At 58.1% G+C, this 16,210-nt stretch carries 10 protein-coding genes; 1 reads left to right on the forward strand and 9 read right to left on the reverse strand.

What is annotated here, in order from left to right:
* Window positions 1-81 precede the first annotated feature (81 nt).
* The 6 genes from adhP to rlmD all read right to left on the reverse strand — a co-directional run bounded on the left by adhP (window position 82) and on the right by rlmD (window position 9,019).
* Window positions 82-1,104, reverse strand: a complete 1,023-nt coding sequence (gene adhP, locus ACU4F7_RS17575) for an alcohol dehydrogenase AdhP (protein WP_481637446.1) — start codon at window positions 1,102-1,104, stop codon at window positions 82-84.
* Between the two features lie 159 nt (window positions 1,105-1,263).
* Window positions 1,264-2,562 (reverse strand): phosphopyruvate hydratase, encoded by a 1,299-nt coding sequence (gene eno / locus ACU4F7_RS17580; protein WP_024556415.1) that lies wholly within the window; start codon window positions 2,560-2,562, stop codon window positions 1,264-1,266.
* Window positions 2,563-2,644: 82 nt separating this feature from the next.
* The gene (pyrG, locus tag ACU4F7_RS17585; protein ID WP_029590976.1) at window positions 2,645-4,282 is read right to left on the reverse strand and encodes a glutamine hydrolyzing CTP synthase; all 1,638 of its coding nucleotides are present in this window, start codon (window positions 4,280-4,282) and stop codon (window positions 2,645-2,647) included.
* 226 nt (window positions 4,283-4,508) lie between these two features.
* The gene (gene mazG, locus ACU4F7_RS17590; RefSeq protein ID WP_029590977.1) at window positions 4,509-5,300 is read right to left on the reverse strand and encodes a nucleoside triphosphate pyrophosphohydrolase; all 792 of its coding nucleotides are present in this window, start codon (window positions 5,298-5,300) and stop codon (window positions 4,509-4,511) included.
* A 143-nt stretch (window positions 5,301-5,443) separates the two neighbouring features.
* The gene (gene relA / locus ACU4F7_RS17595) at window positions 5,444-7,672 is read right to left on the reverse strand and encodes a GTP diphosphokinase (RefSeq protein WP_024556418.1); all 2,229 of its coding nucleotides are present in this window, start codon (window positions 7,670-7,672) and stop codon (window positions 5,444-5,446) included.
* 48 nt (window positions 7,673-7,720) lie between these two features.
* Complete coding sequence (gene rlmD / locus ACU4F7_RS17600) at window positions 7,721-9,019, reverse strand: 23S rRNA (uracil(1939)-C(5))-methyltransferase RlmD (RefSeq protein ID WP_481637447.1); 1,299 nt, start codon at window positions 9,017-9,019, stop codon at window positions 7,721-7,723.
* Between the two features lie 57 nt (window positions 9,020-9,076).
* Here rlmD and barA point away from each other — a divergent pair, with 57 nt between their 5' ends.
* Window positions 9,077-11,839: a two-component sensor histidine kinase BarA gene (gene barA / locus ACU4F7_RS17605; RefSeq protein WP_481637448.1), complete on the forward strand. Its 2,763-nt coding sequence runs from the start codon at window positions 9,077-9,079 to the stop codon at window positions 11,837-11,839.
* A gap of 130 nt (window positions 11,840-11,969) precedes the next feature.
* Here the strand turns inward: barA and gudD are convergent, their stop codons facing one another.
* From gudD to ACU4F7_RS17620, 3 genes are read right to left on the reverse strand one after another with little or no spacing between them, the layout of a single operon-like run.
* On the reverse strand, window positions 11,970-13,307 hold the full coding sequence (gudD, locus tag ACU4F7_RS17610) for a glucarate dehydratase (RefSeq protein WP_481637449.1): 1,338 nt from the start codon (window positions 13,305-13,307) through the stop codon (window positions 11,970-11,972).
* A gap of 25 nt (window positions 13,308-13,332) precedes the next feature.
* Window positions 13,333-14,673 (reverse strand): enolase C-terminal domain-like protein, encoded by a 1,341-nt coding sequence (locus ACU4F7_RS17615; protein WP_481637450.1) that lies wholly within the window; start codon window positions 14,671-14,673, stop codon window positions 13,333-13,335.
* Window positions 14,673-16,028 carry an MFS transporter gene (locus ACU4F7_RS17620; protein ID WP_481637451.1) on the reverse strand — a complete coding sequence of 452 codons (1,356 nt, stop codon included), beginning with the start codon at window positions 16,026-16,028 and terminating at the stop codon, window positions 14,673-14,675. The genes ACU4F7_RS17615 and ACU4F7_RS17620 overlap by 1 nt, the downstream gene beginning before the upstream one ends.
* Between the last annotated feature and the right edge of the window lie 182 nt (window positions 16,029-16,210).

The raw sequence follows: 16,210 nt of genomic DNA on the forward strand, positions 1-16,210 counted from the left end.
ATCGCAGAAGTTACGGTCGGGGTCATGTGTTGCGGCGCCTGCGCGGTGAACACAGGCGCCGGTAGCGGTGCTCAGGCTGGCTTACAACGCGGTTTTACGTTTGAAATCAATCACCATTCGGCCTTTGATCTTCCCTTCCTCCATTTCATGGAAGATAGCGTTGATATCTTCCAGTGGACGCAGGGTGACATTCGGCACCACCTTGCCCTCGGCGGCGAACTGGAACGCCTCCGCCAGATCCTGACGCGTGCCGACCAGCGAACCGATTACCTCGATACCGTCCAGCACCAGGCGAGGAATATTGAGGCTCATCGATTCCGACGGCAAGCCTACTGCCACAATGCGCGCGCCGGCGCGAACCGCATCCACCGCTGAGTTGAACGCCGCTTTCGCCACCGCCGTCACCACTGCCGCGTGCGCCCCGCCTGTCTTTTCCTGAATAATTTTAGCCGCGTCGTCGTTACGGGAGTTGATAGTCAGCTCAGCGCCGCTCTCTTTAGCAAATTCAAGCTGCATATCATTTACGTCCACGGCGATGACTTTCGCATTGAACACATTTTTAGCGTATTGCAACGCCAGGTTGCCAAGCCCGCCAAGGCCGTAAATCACAATCCACTGACCGGGACGGATATTCGAGCTTTTCACCGCTTTGTAAGTCGTGACGCCTGCGCAGGTGATGCTGCTGGCTGCGGCGGAATCCAGGCCATCCGGCACTTTAACCGCGTAATCCGCCACCACGATGCACTCTTCCGCCATGCCGCCATCCACGCTGTAGCCGGCGTTTTTCACATTACGACAGAGCGTTTCATTGCCGCTGGAACAATATTCGCAATGCCCGCATCCCTGGAAAAACCAGGCGACGCTCACGCGATCGCCAGGCTTAAGTGAAGTGACGCCCGGGCCGATGGCTTTGACGACCCCAATACCTTCATGCCCCAGCGTCCTGCCGGTGACATCGCCAAAGTCGCCATTTTTTACATGCAGATCGGTGTGGCAAACGCCGCAGCACTCCATGGCGAGCAAGGCTTCACCATGCTCCAACGGGCGCAGGGTTTTATCGATGATTTCAACAGAATGGTCTTTGCTGACAACGGCGGCTTTCATAGTCTCTCCTCATAATATGGACAGGACTTTGTTGTTCACAGCTTTTAAGCATCAAGCGCTATATCTCGCCGTTAAGTATGGAGGAAGCACAAATGAGCGCAAAAAGCGCCCATAAAAAAACCCGCCGAAGCGGGTTTCAATTACTTTACAGGGTCAGGATTACGCCTGGCCTTTGATCTCTTTACGACCGTTGTACGGCGCTTTTTCACCCAGCGCTTCTTCGATACGAATCAGCTGGTTGTATTTAGCAACGCGGTCAGAACGGCTCATGGAACCGGTTTTGATCTGGCCTGCAGCGGTACCTACTGCCAGGTCGGCAATGGTCGCGTCTTCAGTTTCGCCAGAACGGTGAGAGATAACGGCAGTGTAGCCTGCATCTTTCGCCATCTTGATAGCAGCCAGCGTTTCGGTCAGAGAACCGATCTGGTTGAATTTGATCAGGATGGAGTTAGCAATGCCTTTCTCGATGCCTTCTTTCAGGATCTTGGTGTTGGTTACGAACAGGTCGTCGCCAACCAGCTGGATTTTGTCGCCCAGCACTTTGGTCTGGTAAGCAAAACCGTCCCAGTCAGACTCGTCCAGACCGTCTTCGATAGAAACGATCGGGTACTGTTTGGTCAGATCTTCCAGGAAGTGGGTGAATTCTTCAGAGGTGAAGGCTTTGTTGCCTTCGCCAGCCAGAACGTATTTACCGTCTTTGTAGAATTCAGAAGCCGCGCAGTCCATCGCCAGAGTGATGTCTTTGCCCAGCTCATAGCCAGCCGCTTTAACCGCTTCTGCGATAACCGCCAGCGCTTCAGCGTTAGAACCCAGGTTCGGCGCGTAGCCGCCTTCGTCGCCAACAGCGGTGTTCATGCCTTTGGCTTTCAGCACTTTCGCCAGGTGATGGAAGACTTCAGAACCCATACGGATGGCTTCTTTAACGGTCTTCGCGCCAACCGGCTGAATCATGAATTCCTGGATATCAACGTTGTTGTCAGCGTGCTCGCCGCCGTTGATGATGTTCATCATCGGAACCGGCATAGAGAATTTGCCCGGGGTGCCGTTCAGCTCGGCGATGTGCTCGTACAGCGGCATGCCTTTAGCGGCAGCGGCAGCTTTAGCGGCAGCCAGAGAAACAGCCAGAATGGCGTTTGCACCGAAGTTGGATTTGTTTTCAGTACCATCGAGGTCGATCATGATTTTGTCGATGGCAGCCTGGTCTTTAGCGTCTTTACCTACTACAGCCTGAGCGATTGGGCCGTTTACCGCAGCAACAGCTTTGGTTACGCCTTTACCCAGGAAACGGGATTTGTCGCCATCGCGCAGTTCCAGCGCTTCGCGGGAACCCGTAGAAGCACCTGACGGTGCAGCGGCCATACCTACGAAACCGCCTTCCAGGTGAACTTCGGCTTCAACAGTCGGGTTACCACGGGAGTCGATGATTTCACGACCGATGACTTTAACGATTTTGGACATTAGGTTTTCCTCAGTACAAGTTAAACTAAAACTCCAGACAAACAACGCGCGAAAAATTCGCGCGTTGCCGTTCTAACTCTGCTTACTTCACCTGACGCTTCTGGTAATCGCTCGCGGCTTTCACAAAGCCTGCAAACAGCGGATGACCATCGCGCGGGGTGGAAGTAAATTCCGGGTGGAACTGACAAGCGACAAACCACGGGTGATTCGGCACTTCGATGATCTCGACCAACTGATCATCGCCGGAACGGCCCGCAACTCGCAGACCTGCTGTTTCAATCTGTTTCAACAACATATTGTTGACTTCGTAACGGTGGCGGTGACGCTCGACAATGGTCGGCTCGCCATACAGCTGGCGCACCAGGCTATCGTCGCTGAGCTGACACTGCTGCGCGCCAAGGCGCATCGTCCCACCGAGATCGCTTTTTTCCGTACGCGTCTCAACGTTGCCATTTTCGTCGCGCCACTCCGTGATCAGCGCAACGACGGGATACTTACAGTCTGGCACAAATTCAGTGGAGTTGGCATTGTCCATTCCCGCAACGTGACGGGCGTATTCAATCAGCGCAACCTGCATACCGAGGCAAATGCCGAGGTAAGGAATATTGTTCTCGCGAGCGTAACGCGCGGTGGCGATTTTGCCTTCCACGCCGCGGTAGCCAAAGCCGCCAGGGATAAGGATAGCGTCCAGTCCCTTAAGCACTTCTTCGCCGCGCGTTTCCACATCCTGCGAATCGATAAGCTTAATGTTGACGGTCACGCGGTTCTTAAGCCCGCCGTGTTTCAGCGCTTCAATAACGGATTTGTAGGCGTCCGGCAGTTCAATGTACTTACCGACCATACCAATCGTTACTTCGCCTGCCGGGTTAGCTTCTTCATAAATCACCTGTTCCCATTCTGACAGGTTCGCTTCCGCGCAGCTGAGGCTGAATCGTTTACAAATATAATCGTCGAGCCCCTGCGATTTCAACAGGCCCGGAATTTTATAGATGGAATCGACATCTTTCAGAGAAATAACCGCTTTTTCCGGTACGTTACAGAACAACGCAATCTTGGCGCGTTCGTTCGCCGGCACGGCGCGATCGGAGCGGCAAATCAGTACGTCCGGCTGAATGCCGATAGAGAGCAGTTCTTTTACGGAATGCTGAGTCGGCTTGGTTTTCACCTCGCCCGCCGCCGCCATATAAGGCACCAGCGTCAGGTGCATAAACAGCGCGTGTTCACGACCGATATCAACCGCCAGCTGACGAATCGCTTCGAGGAACGGCAGGGATTCGATATCGCCCACGGTGCCGCCGATTTCAACCAGCACCACGTCGTGGCCTTCGCCGCCTTCAATGATGCGTTCTTTAATGGCGTTAGTGATGTGCGGAATAACCTGTACGGTCGCGCCCAGATAATCGCCACGGCGTTCTTTACGCAATACGTCAGAATAGATACGACCCGTGGTGAAGTTGTTGCGGCGGGTCATCTTGGTACGGATGAAACGCTCGTAGTGACCCAGGTCCAGGTCGGTTTCAGCGCCGTCTTCAGTAACGAACACTTCCCCGTGTTGAATAGGGCTCATGGTGCCCGGATCGACGTTAATGTACGGATCCAGTTTCATGATAGTTACGTTGAGGCCACGGGCTTCGAGAATGGCTGCGAGGGAGGCTGCGGCAATGCCTTTACCCAGAGAGGAAACGACCCCGCCGGTCACAAAAATATAGTTCGTTGTCATGCTGAACCTGAGAAGTTAGGTTTAAAGACGATGGAATAACCAGGACGGGAAAGTAGTATACCCGAACACGACAGGGCTCACAAACTTTCATTCTGTGCGTTCAGCGCCAGGTCTTGCCAATCTCAAGCCGTGAGAAAATAGCGGCTTTGCGCGAAATGTTTTTGACGTAAATCAAGCGCTTGTTAATTAAGATTTTCCACAACAAGCGCTTAGTAAGAAAAAAGCCTTAGCGATCAGTTTCCTGGCGTTTTACTTCCTGCCAGGCCGCTTCCATTTGCTCAAGCGTGGCGTGCTCCATTTTCACGCCCTGCGCGTGAATGATTGACTCAACCTGGCGAAAACGGCGTTCAAATTTCCGGTTCGCTTTTTGCAGCGCGATCTCCGCTTTGCTGCCCAGATGACGAGAAAGATTGACCGTGGCGAACAGCAAATCGCCAATCTCTTCCTCAAGCTTGGCTTCATCCACGACAGCCTGCTGCGCTTCGTGCATCACTTCATCGATTTCTTCATGCACCTTTTCCACAACAGGACCAAGCGAGGTCCAGTCAAACCCCACCGCCGAGCAGCGCTTCTGAATTTTATGCGCGCGCATCAGCGCAGGCAGGCTCTCCGGGATATCGTCCAGCGCGGAGTGCTGCGCTTTTTCGGCGCGTTCCGCGCTCTTGGTCTTTTCCCAGTTAGCCAGGACTTCCGCGCTGTCGCCGAAATTCGCTTCGCCGAAAATATGCGGATGACGACGCTCCAGCTTGTCGCTGATGGCGCGGCAAATATCGTCAAAATTAAAGCGTCCCTCTTCCTGCGCCATCTGGGCGTAAAACACCACCTGGAAAAGCAGGTCGCCCAGCTCGCCGCGCAGGTCGTCAAAATCCTCGCGCGCGATAGCGTCCAGCACTTCATAGGTCTCTTCCAGCGTATAGGGCGCAATGGTGGCGAAAGTCTGTTCTTTGTCCCACGGGCAGCCGTTTTGCGGGTCGCGCAGGCGCTGCATAATGCCAAGCAGGCGGTCGATCTGATTCATGGTTAATCCTTGCAAATTCGGGGATTTCTTCTCCCGCGAGGAGAAGAAAAGAGAGGTAAGGTCCGCTCTGCGGCTTTGGATGTCAAGGGAAGCGGCCTCCCACGAAAGCGCAGGGGCGCCCGCAGCGCCCCTGCCCGTCGCGGTTAACCGTGCAGCCGCCGGGCGTCGATTACATCCGGCACCTGGTTGAGTTTGCCGAGCACGCGGCCCAGCACCTGCAGGTTGTATATTTCAATTTCCATATCGATGGTGGCGAGCTGCTGGCGCGTGTCGCTGCGGCTGGTGACGCCGAGCACGTTCACCTTCTCGTTGGCGAGGATCGTGGTGATATCGCGCAGCAGGCCGCTGCGGTCGTTAGCGGTTACGCGCACAATCAATGAGTAGCCCGCGGAATAGCTCTCGCCCCATACCGCGTCGACAATGCGCTCCGGCGCGTGCGATTGCAGCTCCGCCAGTTGGTCGCAGTCGGCGCGGTGGATGGAGATGCCGCGCCCCTGGGTGATAAAGCCGACGATATCGTCGCCCGGAATCGGCTGGCAGCAACGGGCGATATGGTGCATCAGGTTGCCTACCCCCTCTACCACCACGCGGCCGTTGTCTTTGCTGCGCCCCTGCGGCGTATAGCTTTTCTGCGTGAGCTGGCGCAGCGCCGCCGCATCCTGCTCTTCCGCGCTCGGCTTGTTGAACTGCGCCTGCAGGAAATTCACCATCTGGTTGAGGCGAATATCGCCGCCGCCAATCGCCGCCAGCAGCTCGTCGATTTCATTGAAGTTATAGCGCGGCAGCAGGTGTTTTTCCGCCTCTTTCAGGCTGATGCCCAGATGCGCCAGTTCGTCATCGAGAATCTGCCGTCCGGCGAGAATGTTTTTATCCCTGTCCTGCTTACGGAACCAGGCGTGGATCTTCGAGCGCCCGCGGCTGGTGGTGACGTAGCCAAGGTTCGGGTTCAACCAGTCGCGGCTCGGGTTTGGCTGTTTCTGGGTGATGATTTCTATCTGGTCGCCCATCTGCAGCTGGTAGGTGAACGGCACGATGCGTCCGCCAATTTTCGCGCCGATGCAGCGGTGCCCTACATCACTGTGGATGTGATAGGCGAAATCGAGCGGCGTGGAACCCGCAGGGAGATCCACCACATCGCCTTTCGGCGTAAAGACGTAGACCCGGTCGTCGAAGACCTGGCTGCGCAGCTCGTCGAGCATTTCGCCGGAGTCGGACATCTCTTCCTGCCAGGCGATAAGCTTACGCAGCCAGGCAATGCGGTCTTCATGACCGGTGCGACCGCCGCTGGTGGCGCCCTCTTTATATTTCCAGTGCGCCGCCACGCCAAGCTCGGCGTCCTCGTGCATCTGTTTGGTGCGAATTTGAATCTCTACCGTTTTGCCGCCAGGGCCCAGCACCACGGTGTGAATAGACTGGTAGCCGTTCGGTTTCGGGTTGGCGACATAGTCGTCGAACTCATCGGGTAAATGACGATAATGCGTGTGTACAATCCCCAGCGCGGCGTAGCAATCCTGCAAGCGCTCGGCGACGATACGCACGGCGCGCACGTCAAACAGCTCGTCAAAGGCGAGATGCTTTTTCTGCATCTTGCGCCAGATACTGTAGATATGTTTGGGGCGCCCGTAGACTTCCGCCTTCACGCCCTCTTCTTTCATCGCCTTGCGCAGGTGCGCGACGAACTCATCAATGTAATGCTCGCGATCGATACGCCGCTCGTGCAGCAGCTTAGCGATGCGCTTGTATTCCGCCGGATGCAGATAGCGGAAGCAGTAATCTTCCAGCTCCCATTTGAGCTGGCCGATGCCGAGGCGGTTGGCGAGCGGCGCGTAAATGTTCGTACACTCTTTCGCCGCCAGCACGCGCTCATCTTCCGGCGCGTCTTTTACCTCGCGCAGATGCGCAATACGTTCGGCAAGCTTAATGACCACGCAGCGGAAGTCGTCGACCATCGCCAACAGCATGCGGCGCACGTTATCGACCTGTTCGGAAGAGACGGCGTCGGTATGCGTGGCTTTCAGCTGGCGAATGGCCGCCATGTCGCGCACGCCGTGAATCAGCGTAACGACCGGTTTGCCCACGCTTTCCGTCAGCACCTCTTCGCTGACGACTCCGCTGTCCACCAGCGGGAAGAGCAGCGCGGCGCGCAGGGTATCGATATCCATGCTGAGCATCGAGAGGATTTCGACCATCTCGACGCCGCGCCACAGCACCGCTTCCGCCTGCGGATGACCGCTGGTTTGCTGTTCACAATAACGCCAGGTCTCGGTTAAGCGTTCACAAGACTGCTGACTGGCGATGCCAAGGCTCGCCACCCATTTTTCATGGTCAAATTCGCCAGCTTTATTGAGATGCGCACTTCTTACCGCAACCATCGTCCTCTCCTTAAGGGACCAGCCGCCGCGCCCGCAGGCGAGCGGCCATTACTCTCGAACAAACAGCACCATCGATTCCAGGTGGCCAGTGTGCGGGAACATATCCAGCATTGCCAGCCGTCTGATCTGGTACCCCGCCGCCAGCAGCGCGTCGCTGTCGCGCGCGAGCGTGGTGGGGTTACAGGATACATAGACCACACGTTTGGGCAGTAATTTCACAATATGATGCATGACGCCTGCCGCTCCCGCTCGCGCCGGGTCAAGCAGCACCTTATCAAACCCCGCTTTCGCCCAGGGCTGACGGGTGACGTCCTCTTCCAGATTCTCATGGAAGAAAGTGACGTTTTTCAGCGAGTTAAGGCGGGCATTATAGTCGCCTTTCGCCACCAGCGCAGCTACGCCTTCCACGCCGACCACGCTCTGCGCCCGTTTTGCCAGCGGCAGCGTGAAATTGCCCATGCCGCAGAAAAGATCGAGCACCCGCTCGCCGGGCTCAACCGAAAGCCACGTCAGCGCGCGAGCTACCATCTGCTGGTTTACCGCGTCGTTCACCTGGATAAAATCGCGCGGGCTGAAGCTTAAGCGTAGCTGGTCCGAGGTATACCAGGGCGCTTCGCCGCTCACCTGTTCAAGGGTATCGCTTTGGGCGGCAAGGTACAGCGCAACGCCTTCGGAATGCGAAAAGCGTTCCAGTTTTTGTCGGTCTGCGGCGCTGAGCGGAGCGAGATGACGAAGCACCAGCAGCGGCCCGTTATCCGCCAGCACCAGTTCGACATGACCGGGGTTGCGGATGGTTTCCAGCTCGTTCAGGCAGGCGCGCAGCGGCGCAAGCAACGCCTCAAGGCGGGGCGCCAGAATGGGGCACTGGTGAACATCCACCAGCTCATTCGAACTGGCTTTGCGAAAGCCCATCTGCAACATCTGGGCGCGAGGGGAAAACGCGAGGCTCAGCCGGGCACGGCGGCGATAGCCCCATTCCGGCCCGGCAATCACCTCGTCCACATCGCGCTTCATCAGGCGGCTTAACGCCTGGGATTTGCTCTGCTGTTGCAGGGTGACGCTGGCGTGCTGCTGCTGGCAGCCGCCGCACACGCCAAAATGCGGGCAGCGCGGAGGCACCCGTTCCGGGCTGTCGGAAAGCCGTTTTTTCACCGCGCCGCGCGCGAACTGCCGTTTTTCTTCCGTCAGCGTCACCTCGCCCGTTTCGCCCGGCAGCAGGCCCGGCACGAACAGCGCTTTGCCTTCGTGACGCGCCACCCCCTGCCCGAAGGGATCGAGATCGGTTACGTTAACGGTTATGATCTGACGCGTCGTCACGCGTCGCTTTGCAGAGTAGAATTGCGCCATCGCCGAGATTTTTCTCAATCAACCATATTGACGCTGATTGTCCCATAACGGAACCCCATGACCAACTACAGCCTGCGGGCACGCATGATGATCCTCATACTGGCCCCCACCGTTCTTATTGGCCTGCTGCTCAGTATTTTCTTTGTGGTTCACCGCTACCATGACCTCCAGCGCCAGCTGGAAGACGCAGGCGCGAGCATTATCGAACCGCTGGCGGTGGCGAGCGAATATGGCATGAGCCAGCAAAATCGCGAGTCTATCCGCCAGCTCATCAGCGTCCTTCACCGTCGTCACTCCGATATCGTGCGCGCCATCTCGATTTACGACGACCAGAACCGGTTGTTTGTCACCTCCAATTTTCATCTGAGCCCTGATGAATTGCAGCTCCCGTCGGGCAAGCCGCTGCCGCGGGGAATGAGCGTCGCCCGCGACGGCGAGCAGATGATCCTGCGCACGCCGATAATCGCTGAAAGCTATTCGCCGGATGAATCAGAAGTGACCGACGCCAAGCCGGAAGGCAATATGCTTGGCTACGTGGCGCTGGAGCTGGATCTCAAATCCGTCCGTTTGCAGCAGTATAAAGAGATGTTTATCTCGGTGATGTTGATAATGATCTGCATCGCCTGCGCCCTGCTTTTCGCCTGGCGGCTAATGCGCGACGTAACCGGTCCTATCCGCAATATGGTCAACACGGTCGACCGCATCCGCCGCGGCCAGCTCGACAGCCGCGTGGAAGGTTTTATGCTCGGCGAGCTGGATATGCTGAAAAACGGCATCAACTCAATGGCGATGTCGCTTGCCGCCTATCACGAAGAGATGCAGCACAATATCGATCAGGCGACCTCCGACCTGCGGGAAACGCTGGAGCAGATGGAGATCCAGAACGTTGAGCTGGATCTGGCCAAAAAGCGGGCCCAGGAGGCGGCGCGCATCAAATCGGAATTTCTGGCGAATATGTCTCACGAGCTGCGTACGCCGCTTAACGGCGTCATCGGCTTTACTCGCCTGACGCTGAAAACGGGGCTGACCCCGACCCAGCGCGACCATTTAACCACCATTGAGCGCTCGGCGAACAACCTGCTTTCCATCATTAACGACGTGCTGGACTTCTCCAAGCTGGAAGCTGGCAAGCTGATGCTGGAGAGCATCCCCTTCCCGCTGCGCACCACGCTTGACGAAGTGGTGACGCTGCTGGCGCATTCGGCTCACGACAAAGGGCTTGAGCTGACGCTGAACATTAAAAACGATGTCCCGGACAGCGTAATAGGCGACCCGCTGCGCTTTCAGCAGGTCATCACGAATCTCGTGGGCAACGCCATTAAGTTTACTGAAAGCGGCAATATCGATCTCTTTGTGGAAAAGCGATCCATCAGCAACAACAAGGTGCAGGTTGAAGTGCAGATCCGCGATACCGGCATCGGCATTCCGGAACGCGACCAGTCGCGGCTCTTCCAGGCGTTTCGCCAGGCGGACGCCAGCATCTCGCGCCGCCACGGCGGCACCGGGCTTGGGCTGGTCATTACGCAGAAACTGGTTCACGAAATGGGCGGCGATATCTCCTTCCACAGCCAGCCGAACCGCGGCTCGACCTTCTGGTTCCATATCAGTCTGGATCTGAACCCGAACGCCATGGTCGATGGCCACGCGACCGACAGCCTGGCGGGGAAACGCCTCGCCTATGTGGAAGCGAACGCGGCGGCGGCGCAAAGCACGCTCGACCTGCTGGCCGGCACGCCGCTGAAAGTTATCTACAGCGCCACGTTCGCCACCCTCCCCGATGAGCATTACGACATGTTGCTGCTGGCGGTGCCGGTGAACCAGCACGAGCCGCTCTCCATGCAGCATGACATGCTGGCGAAGGCGGCGACGCTTACCGACTGCCTGCTGCTGGCGCTGCCCTGCCACGCGCAGGTGGATGCCGAAGCGCTGAAGAAAGAGGGGGCGGCGGCTTGCCTGCTCAAACCCGTTACCTCGGCGCGCTTGCTGCCGCTGCTGATTGAGCATTGCCAGATGCAGCAAGCGCCCCACCGTCTTGCCGACGCGCGCGGCAGGATGCCGATGAAGGTCATGGCGGTGGACGACAACCCGGCCAACCTCAAGCTTATCGGCGCGCTGCTGGAAGACCAGGTGCAGAGCGTGGTGCTGTGCGAAAGCGGCCAGCAGGCGGTGGACTGCGCGAAGCAACAGCAGTTCGACATTATCCTTATGGATATTCAGATGCCGGAAATGGACGGCATTCACGCCTGCGAGCTTATCCGCCAGCTCGCGCATCATCAGCAGACGCCGGTTATCGCGGTGACTGCGCATGCGCTGGCCGGGCAGAAAGAGAAACTGCTCGCGGCCGGCATGAATGATTACCTCGCCAAGCCGATCGAAGAAGAGAAGCTGCATGCCCTGCTCTTACGTTATCAGCAGGGGATGCCCCTCGTTCCTGGCGCGCTTTCCACGCCGGTTTCCCCCGTCCCGCCTGAAGTCCGCCACGACGTAACGCTCGACTGGCCGCTGGCGCTGCGCCAGGCGGCCAATAAAACCGACCTCGCGCGCGACATGTTGAACATGCTGCTTGAATTTTTGCCGCAGGTGCGAAACACCGTGGAAGAGCAACTGGTAGGAGAAAACCCGGAAGGCTTGCTGGAGATTATTCATAAACTGCACGGCAGCTGCGGCTACAGCGGCGTGCCGCGTCTGAAGAATCTCTGCCTGTTGATTGAGCAGCAGATGCGCAGCGGCGTGGCGGCGCAAGCGCTGGAGCCTGAGTTTCTGGAATTGCTGGACGAGATGGATAACGTGGCGCGGGAGGCGCGGCGCATTCTCGGCTAGCGTTCAAATTCCCCTTCAGGAGGTAACATGCGCATGGGAAGCGCAGCCATGCGGACGCTTTCAAAACCGCCCCGACGTTTTAAAAAAGAAACGGCGCCTGAGGGCGCCGCTTCGAACCTGCCGGAAAACCTTAACGCACCATGCAAGGGCGCTTGTTATCGAACGTCCAGCCCGGGATCAGCGACTGCATCGCCAACGCATCGTCGCGCGCGCCGAGGCCGTGCTGCTGATAAAGCTCGTGCGCTTTCATCACCTGGTCCATGTCCAGCTCAACGCCAAGACCCGGCGTCTGCGGCACCCGCACCTTGCCGCCCGTGATCTGCAGCGGATCTTTGGTCAGGCGCTGGTTTCCTTCCTGCCAGATCCAGTGGGTGTCGATGGCGGTAATGTCGCCCGGCGCGGCGGCGGCCACATGGGTGAACATGGCGAGCGAAATATCAAAGTGATTATTGGAATGCGAGCCCCAGGTAAGGCCGAACTCATGGCACATTTGCGCCACGCGCACCGAGCCTTGCATGGTCCAGAAATGGGGGTCCGCCAGCGGAATATCGACAGATTGCAGCGACAGGGTGTGCCCCATCTGCCGCCAGTCGGTGGCTATCATGTTAGTGGCGGTCGGCAGGCCGGTGGCGCGTCGGAACTCCGCCATGACTTCGCGACCGGAGTAACCCTGTTCGGCGCCGCACGGATCTTCCGCATAAGCCAGCACGCCCTTCAACTGCTTGCCGATACGGATAGCCTCTTCCAGCGACCAGGCGCCGTTCGGGTCGAGCGTCACGCGCGCCTGCGGGAAGCGCTTCGCCAGCGCCGTAATCGCCTCGGCCTCTTCTTCGCCCGCCAGCACGCCGCCTTTGAGTTTGAAGTCGTTGAAGCCATATTTTTCATACGCCGCTTCGGCGAGGCGCACCACGGCATCCGGCGTCATCGCCTCTTCGTGGCGAATGCGGTACCAGTCGCAGCGCTCATCCGGCTGGCTCTGGTAAGGCAGGTTAGTGAGGTTGCGATTGCCGACGAAGAAAAGATAGCCGAGCATCTCGACTTCATCGCGCTGCTGGCCGTCGCCAAGCAGGCTGGCGACGTTAACGCCAAGATGTTTGCCGAGCAGATCGAGCAGCGCCGCTTCAATGCCGGTGACCACGTGAATGGTGGTGCGCAGGTCGAACGTTTGCAGGCCGCGCCCGCCCGCATCGCGGTCAGCGAACTGGTTGCGAACAGCCGTCAGCACGTTTTTGTATTCGCCGAGGGTTTTGCCCGTCACAAGCGCCGCAGCATCTTCTAACGTCTGGCGGATTTTTTCGCCGCCTGGGATCTCGCCCACGCCCGTGTTTCCCGCGTTGTCTTTAATAATGACGATGTTGCGGGTGAAGAAAGGCGCGTGCGCTCCGCTCAGGTTCATCAGCATGCTGTCGTGCCCGGCAACCGGGATCACTTGCATGGAAGTCACGATAGGGGTCTGTTGTGTACTCATGATCTCAATCCTTTTCTTCGGTCAATCAATGACGGCCAAAAGCGGGTCGCTTGCGGTCGAATGTCCAGCCAGGCGCCAGATACTGCATCGCAGTCGCGTCGTTGCGCGCGCCGCCCGGCAATGATTTGTAGGCCTCGTGCGCCTGCTGCACGCGGTCCCAGTCCAGCGCGATGCCAAGCCCCGGCGCATCCGGCACGGCGATTTTGCCGCCTTCGATACGCAGCGGTTCACGCGTGAGCCGCGCATCGCCTTCCTGCCAGATCCAGTGGGTGTCGATGGCGGTAGGGTTGCCAGGCGCCGCGGCGCCCACATGGGTAAACATGGCGAGCGAAATATCAAAATGGTTGTTGGAGTGGCAGCCCCAGGTTAATCCCCAGTCGTCGCACAGCTGCGCCACGCGCACCGCGCCGGAAAGCGTCCAGAAGTGCGGGTCCGCCAGCGGAATATCCACCGCGTTCAGCATGACGGCATGGCCCATCTCGCGCCAGTTGGTGGCTATCATATTGGTAGCGACCGGCAGGCCGGTGGCGCGGCGAAACTCCGCCATCACCTCACGCCCGGAATAGCCCTGCTCCGCGCCGCACGGGTCTTCGGCGTAGGTCAGCACGTCCTGCATGCCTTTACAGAGCGCGATGGCTTCATCCAGCAGCCAGGCGCCGTTCGGGTCTACGGTAATGCGGGCGTCCGGGAAGCGCTTTTTCAACGCCTGCGCCGTCTCAATCTCCTGCTCGCCCGGCAGCACGCCGCCCTTCAGCTTAAAATCTTTGAAGCCATATTTATCCTGCGCCGCCTCGGCAAGCTTTACCACCGCCTCGCTGCTGAGCGCTTCCTGATGGCGCAGCGCATACCACGGGTGCGTTGCCTGCTCGCCCGTGAGGTAGGGCAGATCGGTTTTGCGTCTGTCGCCAATGTAGAAGAGATAACCCAGCACGGTCACCGCGTCGCGCTGCTTGCCCGGACCGAGCAGCTCGCAAACCGGCACGCCAAGCGTCTGGCCGAGGAGATCGAGCAGCGCCGCTTCCAGCGCCGCTACCGCATTCACACGCAGTTCAAATGTCCAGGCCCCTTTGCCGAACGTATCGAAATCGGCGGCCTGGTTCCCTTTATGAACGTTCTGCACCACCTTGTTCAGGCGCGCGACCTCCTGTCCTATCACCTGAGGGATGGCGTCCCGCAAGGTTTTCAGAATGGTTTCGCCGCCAGGCGCCTCGCCCACGCCGGTGTGCCCGGCGTTATCGGTGAGTACGACGATGTTGCGGGTAAACCAGGCGCTGTGCGCGCCGCCGATATTCAGCAGCATGCTGTCGCGGCCCGCTACCGGAATAACCTTCATGTCAGTAATAATCGGGCTTGCTTGCGTTGTCATTATTTCGTCTCCGCAACCGGTTTGAGCTCGATACGTTTGATATCGCCCACCAGGAAGAGGTAGCTCAGCACCGCCACCAGCGCATGGACGCCAACGTAAATCAGCGCGCCGTTAAAGGAGCCGGAGACACCGACGATATAGCCGATGGCGATAGGCGTGACGATGCCGGAGATGTTGCCGAACATGTTGAACAGGCCGCCGGAGAGACCGCTTATCTCTTTCGGCGCCGTGTCCGCCATGACCGCCCAGCCCAGCGCGCCGATGCCTTTGCCGAAGAAAGCCATCGCCATAAAACCGATAATCATCCATTCCACATCGACATAGTTACAAAAAACCATGGTCATGGAGAGCAGCATGCCCAGCACGATGGGCGTTTTACGGGCGATATTGAGCGAACCGGTGCGGCGCATCAGCCAGTCGGAAATCACGCCGCCCAGCACGCCGCCGATGAAACCGCAGACGGCGGGAACAGAGGCCACAAACCCCGCTTTCAGAATCGACATGCCGCGCGCCTGTACTAAGTAAACCGGGAACCAGGTGATGAAAAAGTAGGTCAACGCGTTGATGCAGTACTGACCGATATAAACGCCAATCATCATGCGCGAACCCAGCAGTTGTTTAATCTGCCCCCATTTCTGGCGCATCGGCACGGTGGTCTGCGCCTTTTTCTGATCCATGTTGATCAGGCCGCCGCCCTGCTCGATGTATTCCAGCTCACGTTTATTCACGCCCGGATGCTGGTTCGGTTCATGAATGACTTTCAGCCAGATAAAGCTGATGACGATGCCAAGGCCGCCCATGAAGAAGAAGACGTGCGACCAGCCCACCTCGTGCGTCAGCCAGCCCATGATGGGCGCGAAGATAACGGTCGCGAAGTATTGCGCGGAGTTAAAAATCGCGACCGCCGTGCCCCTCTCCTGGGCCGGGAACCAGGCCGCGACGATGCGGCTGTTGCCGGGGAAGGAAGGCGCTTCGGCAAGCCCGACCAGGAAGCGCAGCGTAAAGAGCGCAACGATAATGCCGGAACCGCTGAAGATATCGACGAAGCCCTGCAGCAGGGTAAAGAGCGACCAGATAAAGATAGACCAGAAGTAGACGCGTTTAGAGCCGAAGCGGTCGAGCAGCCAGCCGCCCGGGATCTGGCCGATGACATAGGCCCAGGAGAACGCGGAGAAGACGTAGCCCATGCCCACCGGATCAAGCCCGATGTCTTTCGCCATTTCCGAACCGGCGATGGATAAGGTGGCGCGGTCACCGTAGTTAAACGAGGTGACGATAAACAACATCACCACAATCCAATAGCGGGCGTTTGTGCGTTTTTCCGCCACGCTCGCCGCCTGGCTTAATGTATTCATTGTTGCACTCCTGAATCATAGCGGTTGGCTACATTCATTCTGAACAGCACAGCCTGTAGGGTAATCAGAATGACGGGGTAAGGGTTGTCGCAGTTCTGGCGCCGGGAAATCGCCCCTTTGCTGCTGCTTTTTTATCTGACGGTCTGAGTATATCGGCGGGTTTTCAGGCTCTCATCGTGCAG

Source organism: Franconibacter pulveris (assembly GCF_056780215.1).

Bases quoted from the DNA above. Each gene is read 5' to 3' on its own strand.
- relA (WP_024556418.1), bottom strand. From the start codon at position 7,672: ATGGTTGCGGTAAGAAGTGCGCATCTCAATAAAGCTGGCGAATTTGAC.
- mazG (WP_029590977.1), bottom strand. From the start codon at position 5,300: ATGAATCAGATCGACCGCCTGCTTGGCATTATGCAGCGCCTGCGCGAC.
- gudD (WP_481637449.1), bottom strand. From the start codon at position 13,307: ATGAGTACACAACAGACCCCTATCGTGACTTCCATGCAAGTGATCCCG.
- rlmD (WP_481637447.1), bottom strand. From the start codon at position 9,019: ATGGCGCAATTCTACTCTGCAAAGCGACGCGTGACGACGCGTCAGATC.
- ACU4F7_RS17620 (WP_481637451.1), bottom strand. From the start codon at position 16,028: ATGAATACATTAAGCCAGGCGGCGAGCGTGGCGGAAAAACGCACAAAC.
- barA (WP_481637448.1), top strand. From the start codon at position 9,077: ATGACCAACTACAGCCTGCGGGCACGCATGATGATCCTCATACTGGCC.
- adhP (WP_481637446.1), bottom strand. From the start codon at position 1,104: ATGAAAGCCGCCGTTGTCAGCAAAGACCATTCTGTTGAAATCATCGAT.
- pyrG (WP_029590976.1), bottom strand. From the start codon at position 4,282: ATGACAACGAACTATATTTTTGTGACCGGCGGGGTCGTTTCCTCTCTG.
- eno (WP_024556415.1), bottom strand. From the start codon at position 2,562: ATGTCCAAAATCGTTAAAGTCATCGGTCGTGAAATCATCGACTCCCGT.
- ACU4F7_RS17615 (WP_481637450.1), bottom strand. From the start codon at position 14,673: ATGACAACGCAAGCAAGCCCGATTATTACTGACATGAAGGTTATTCCG.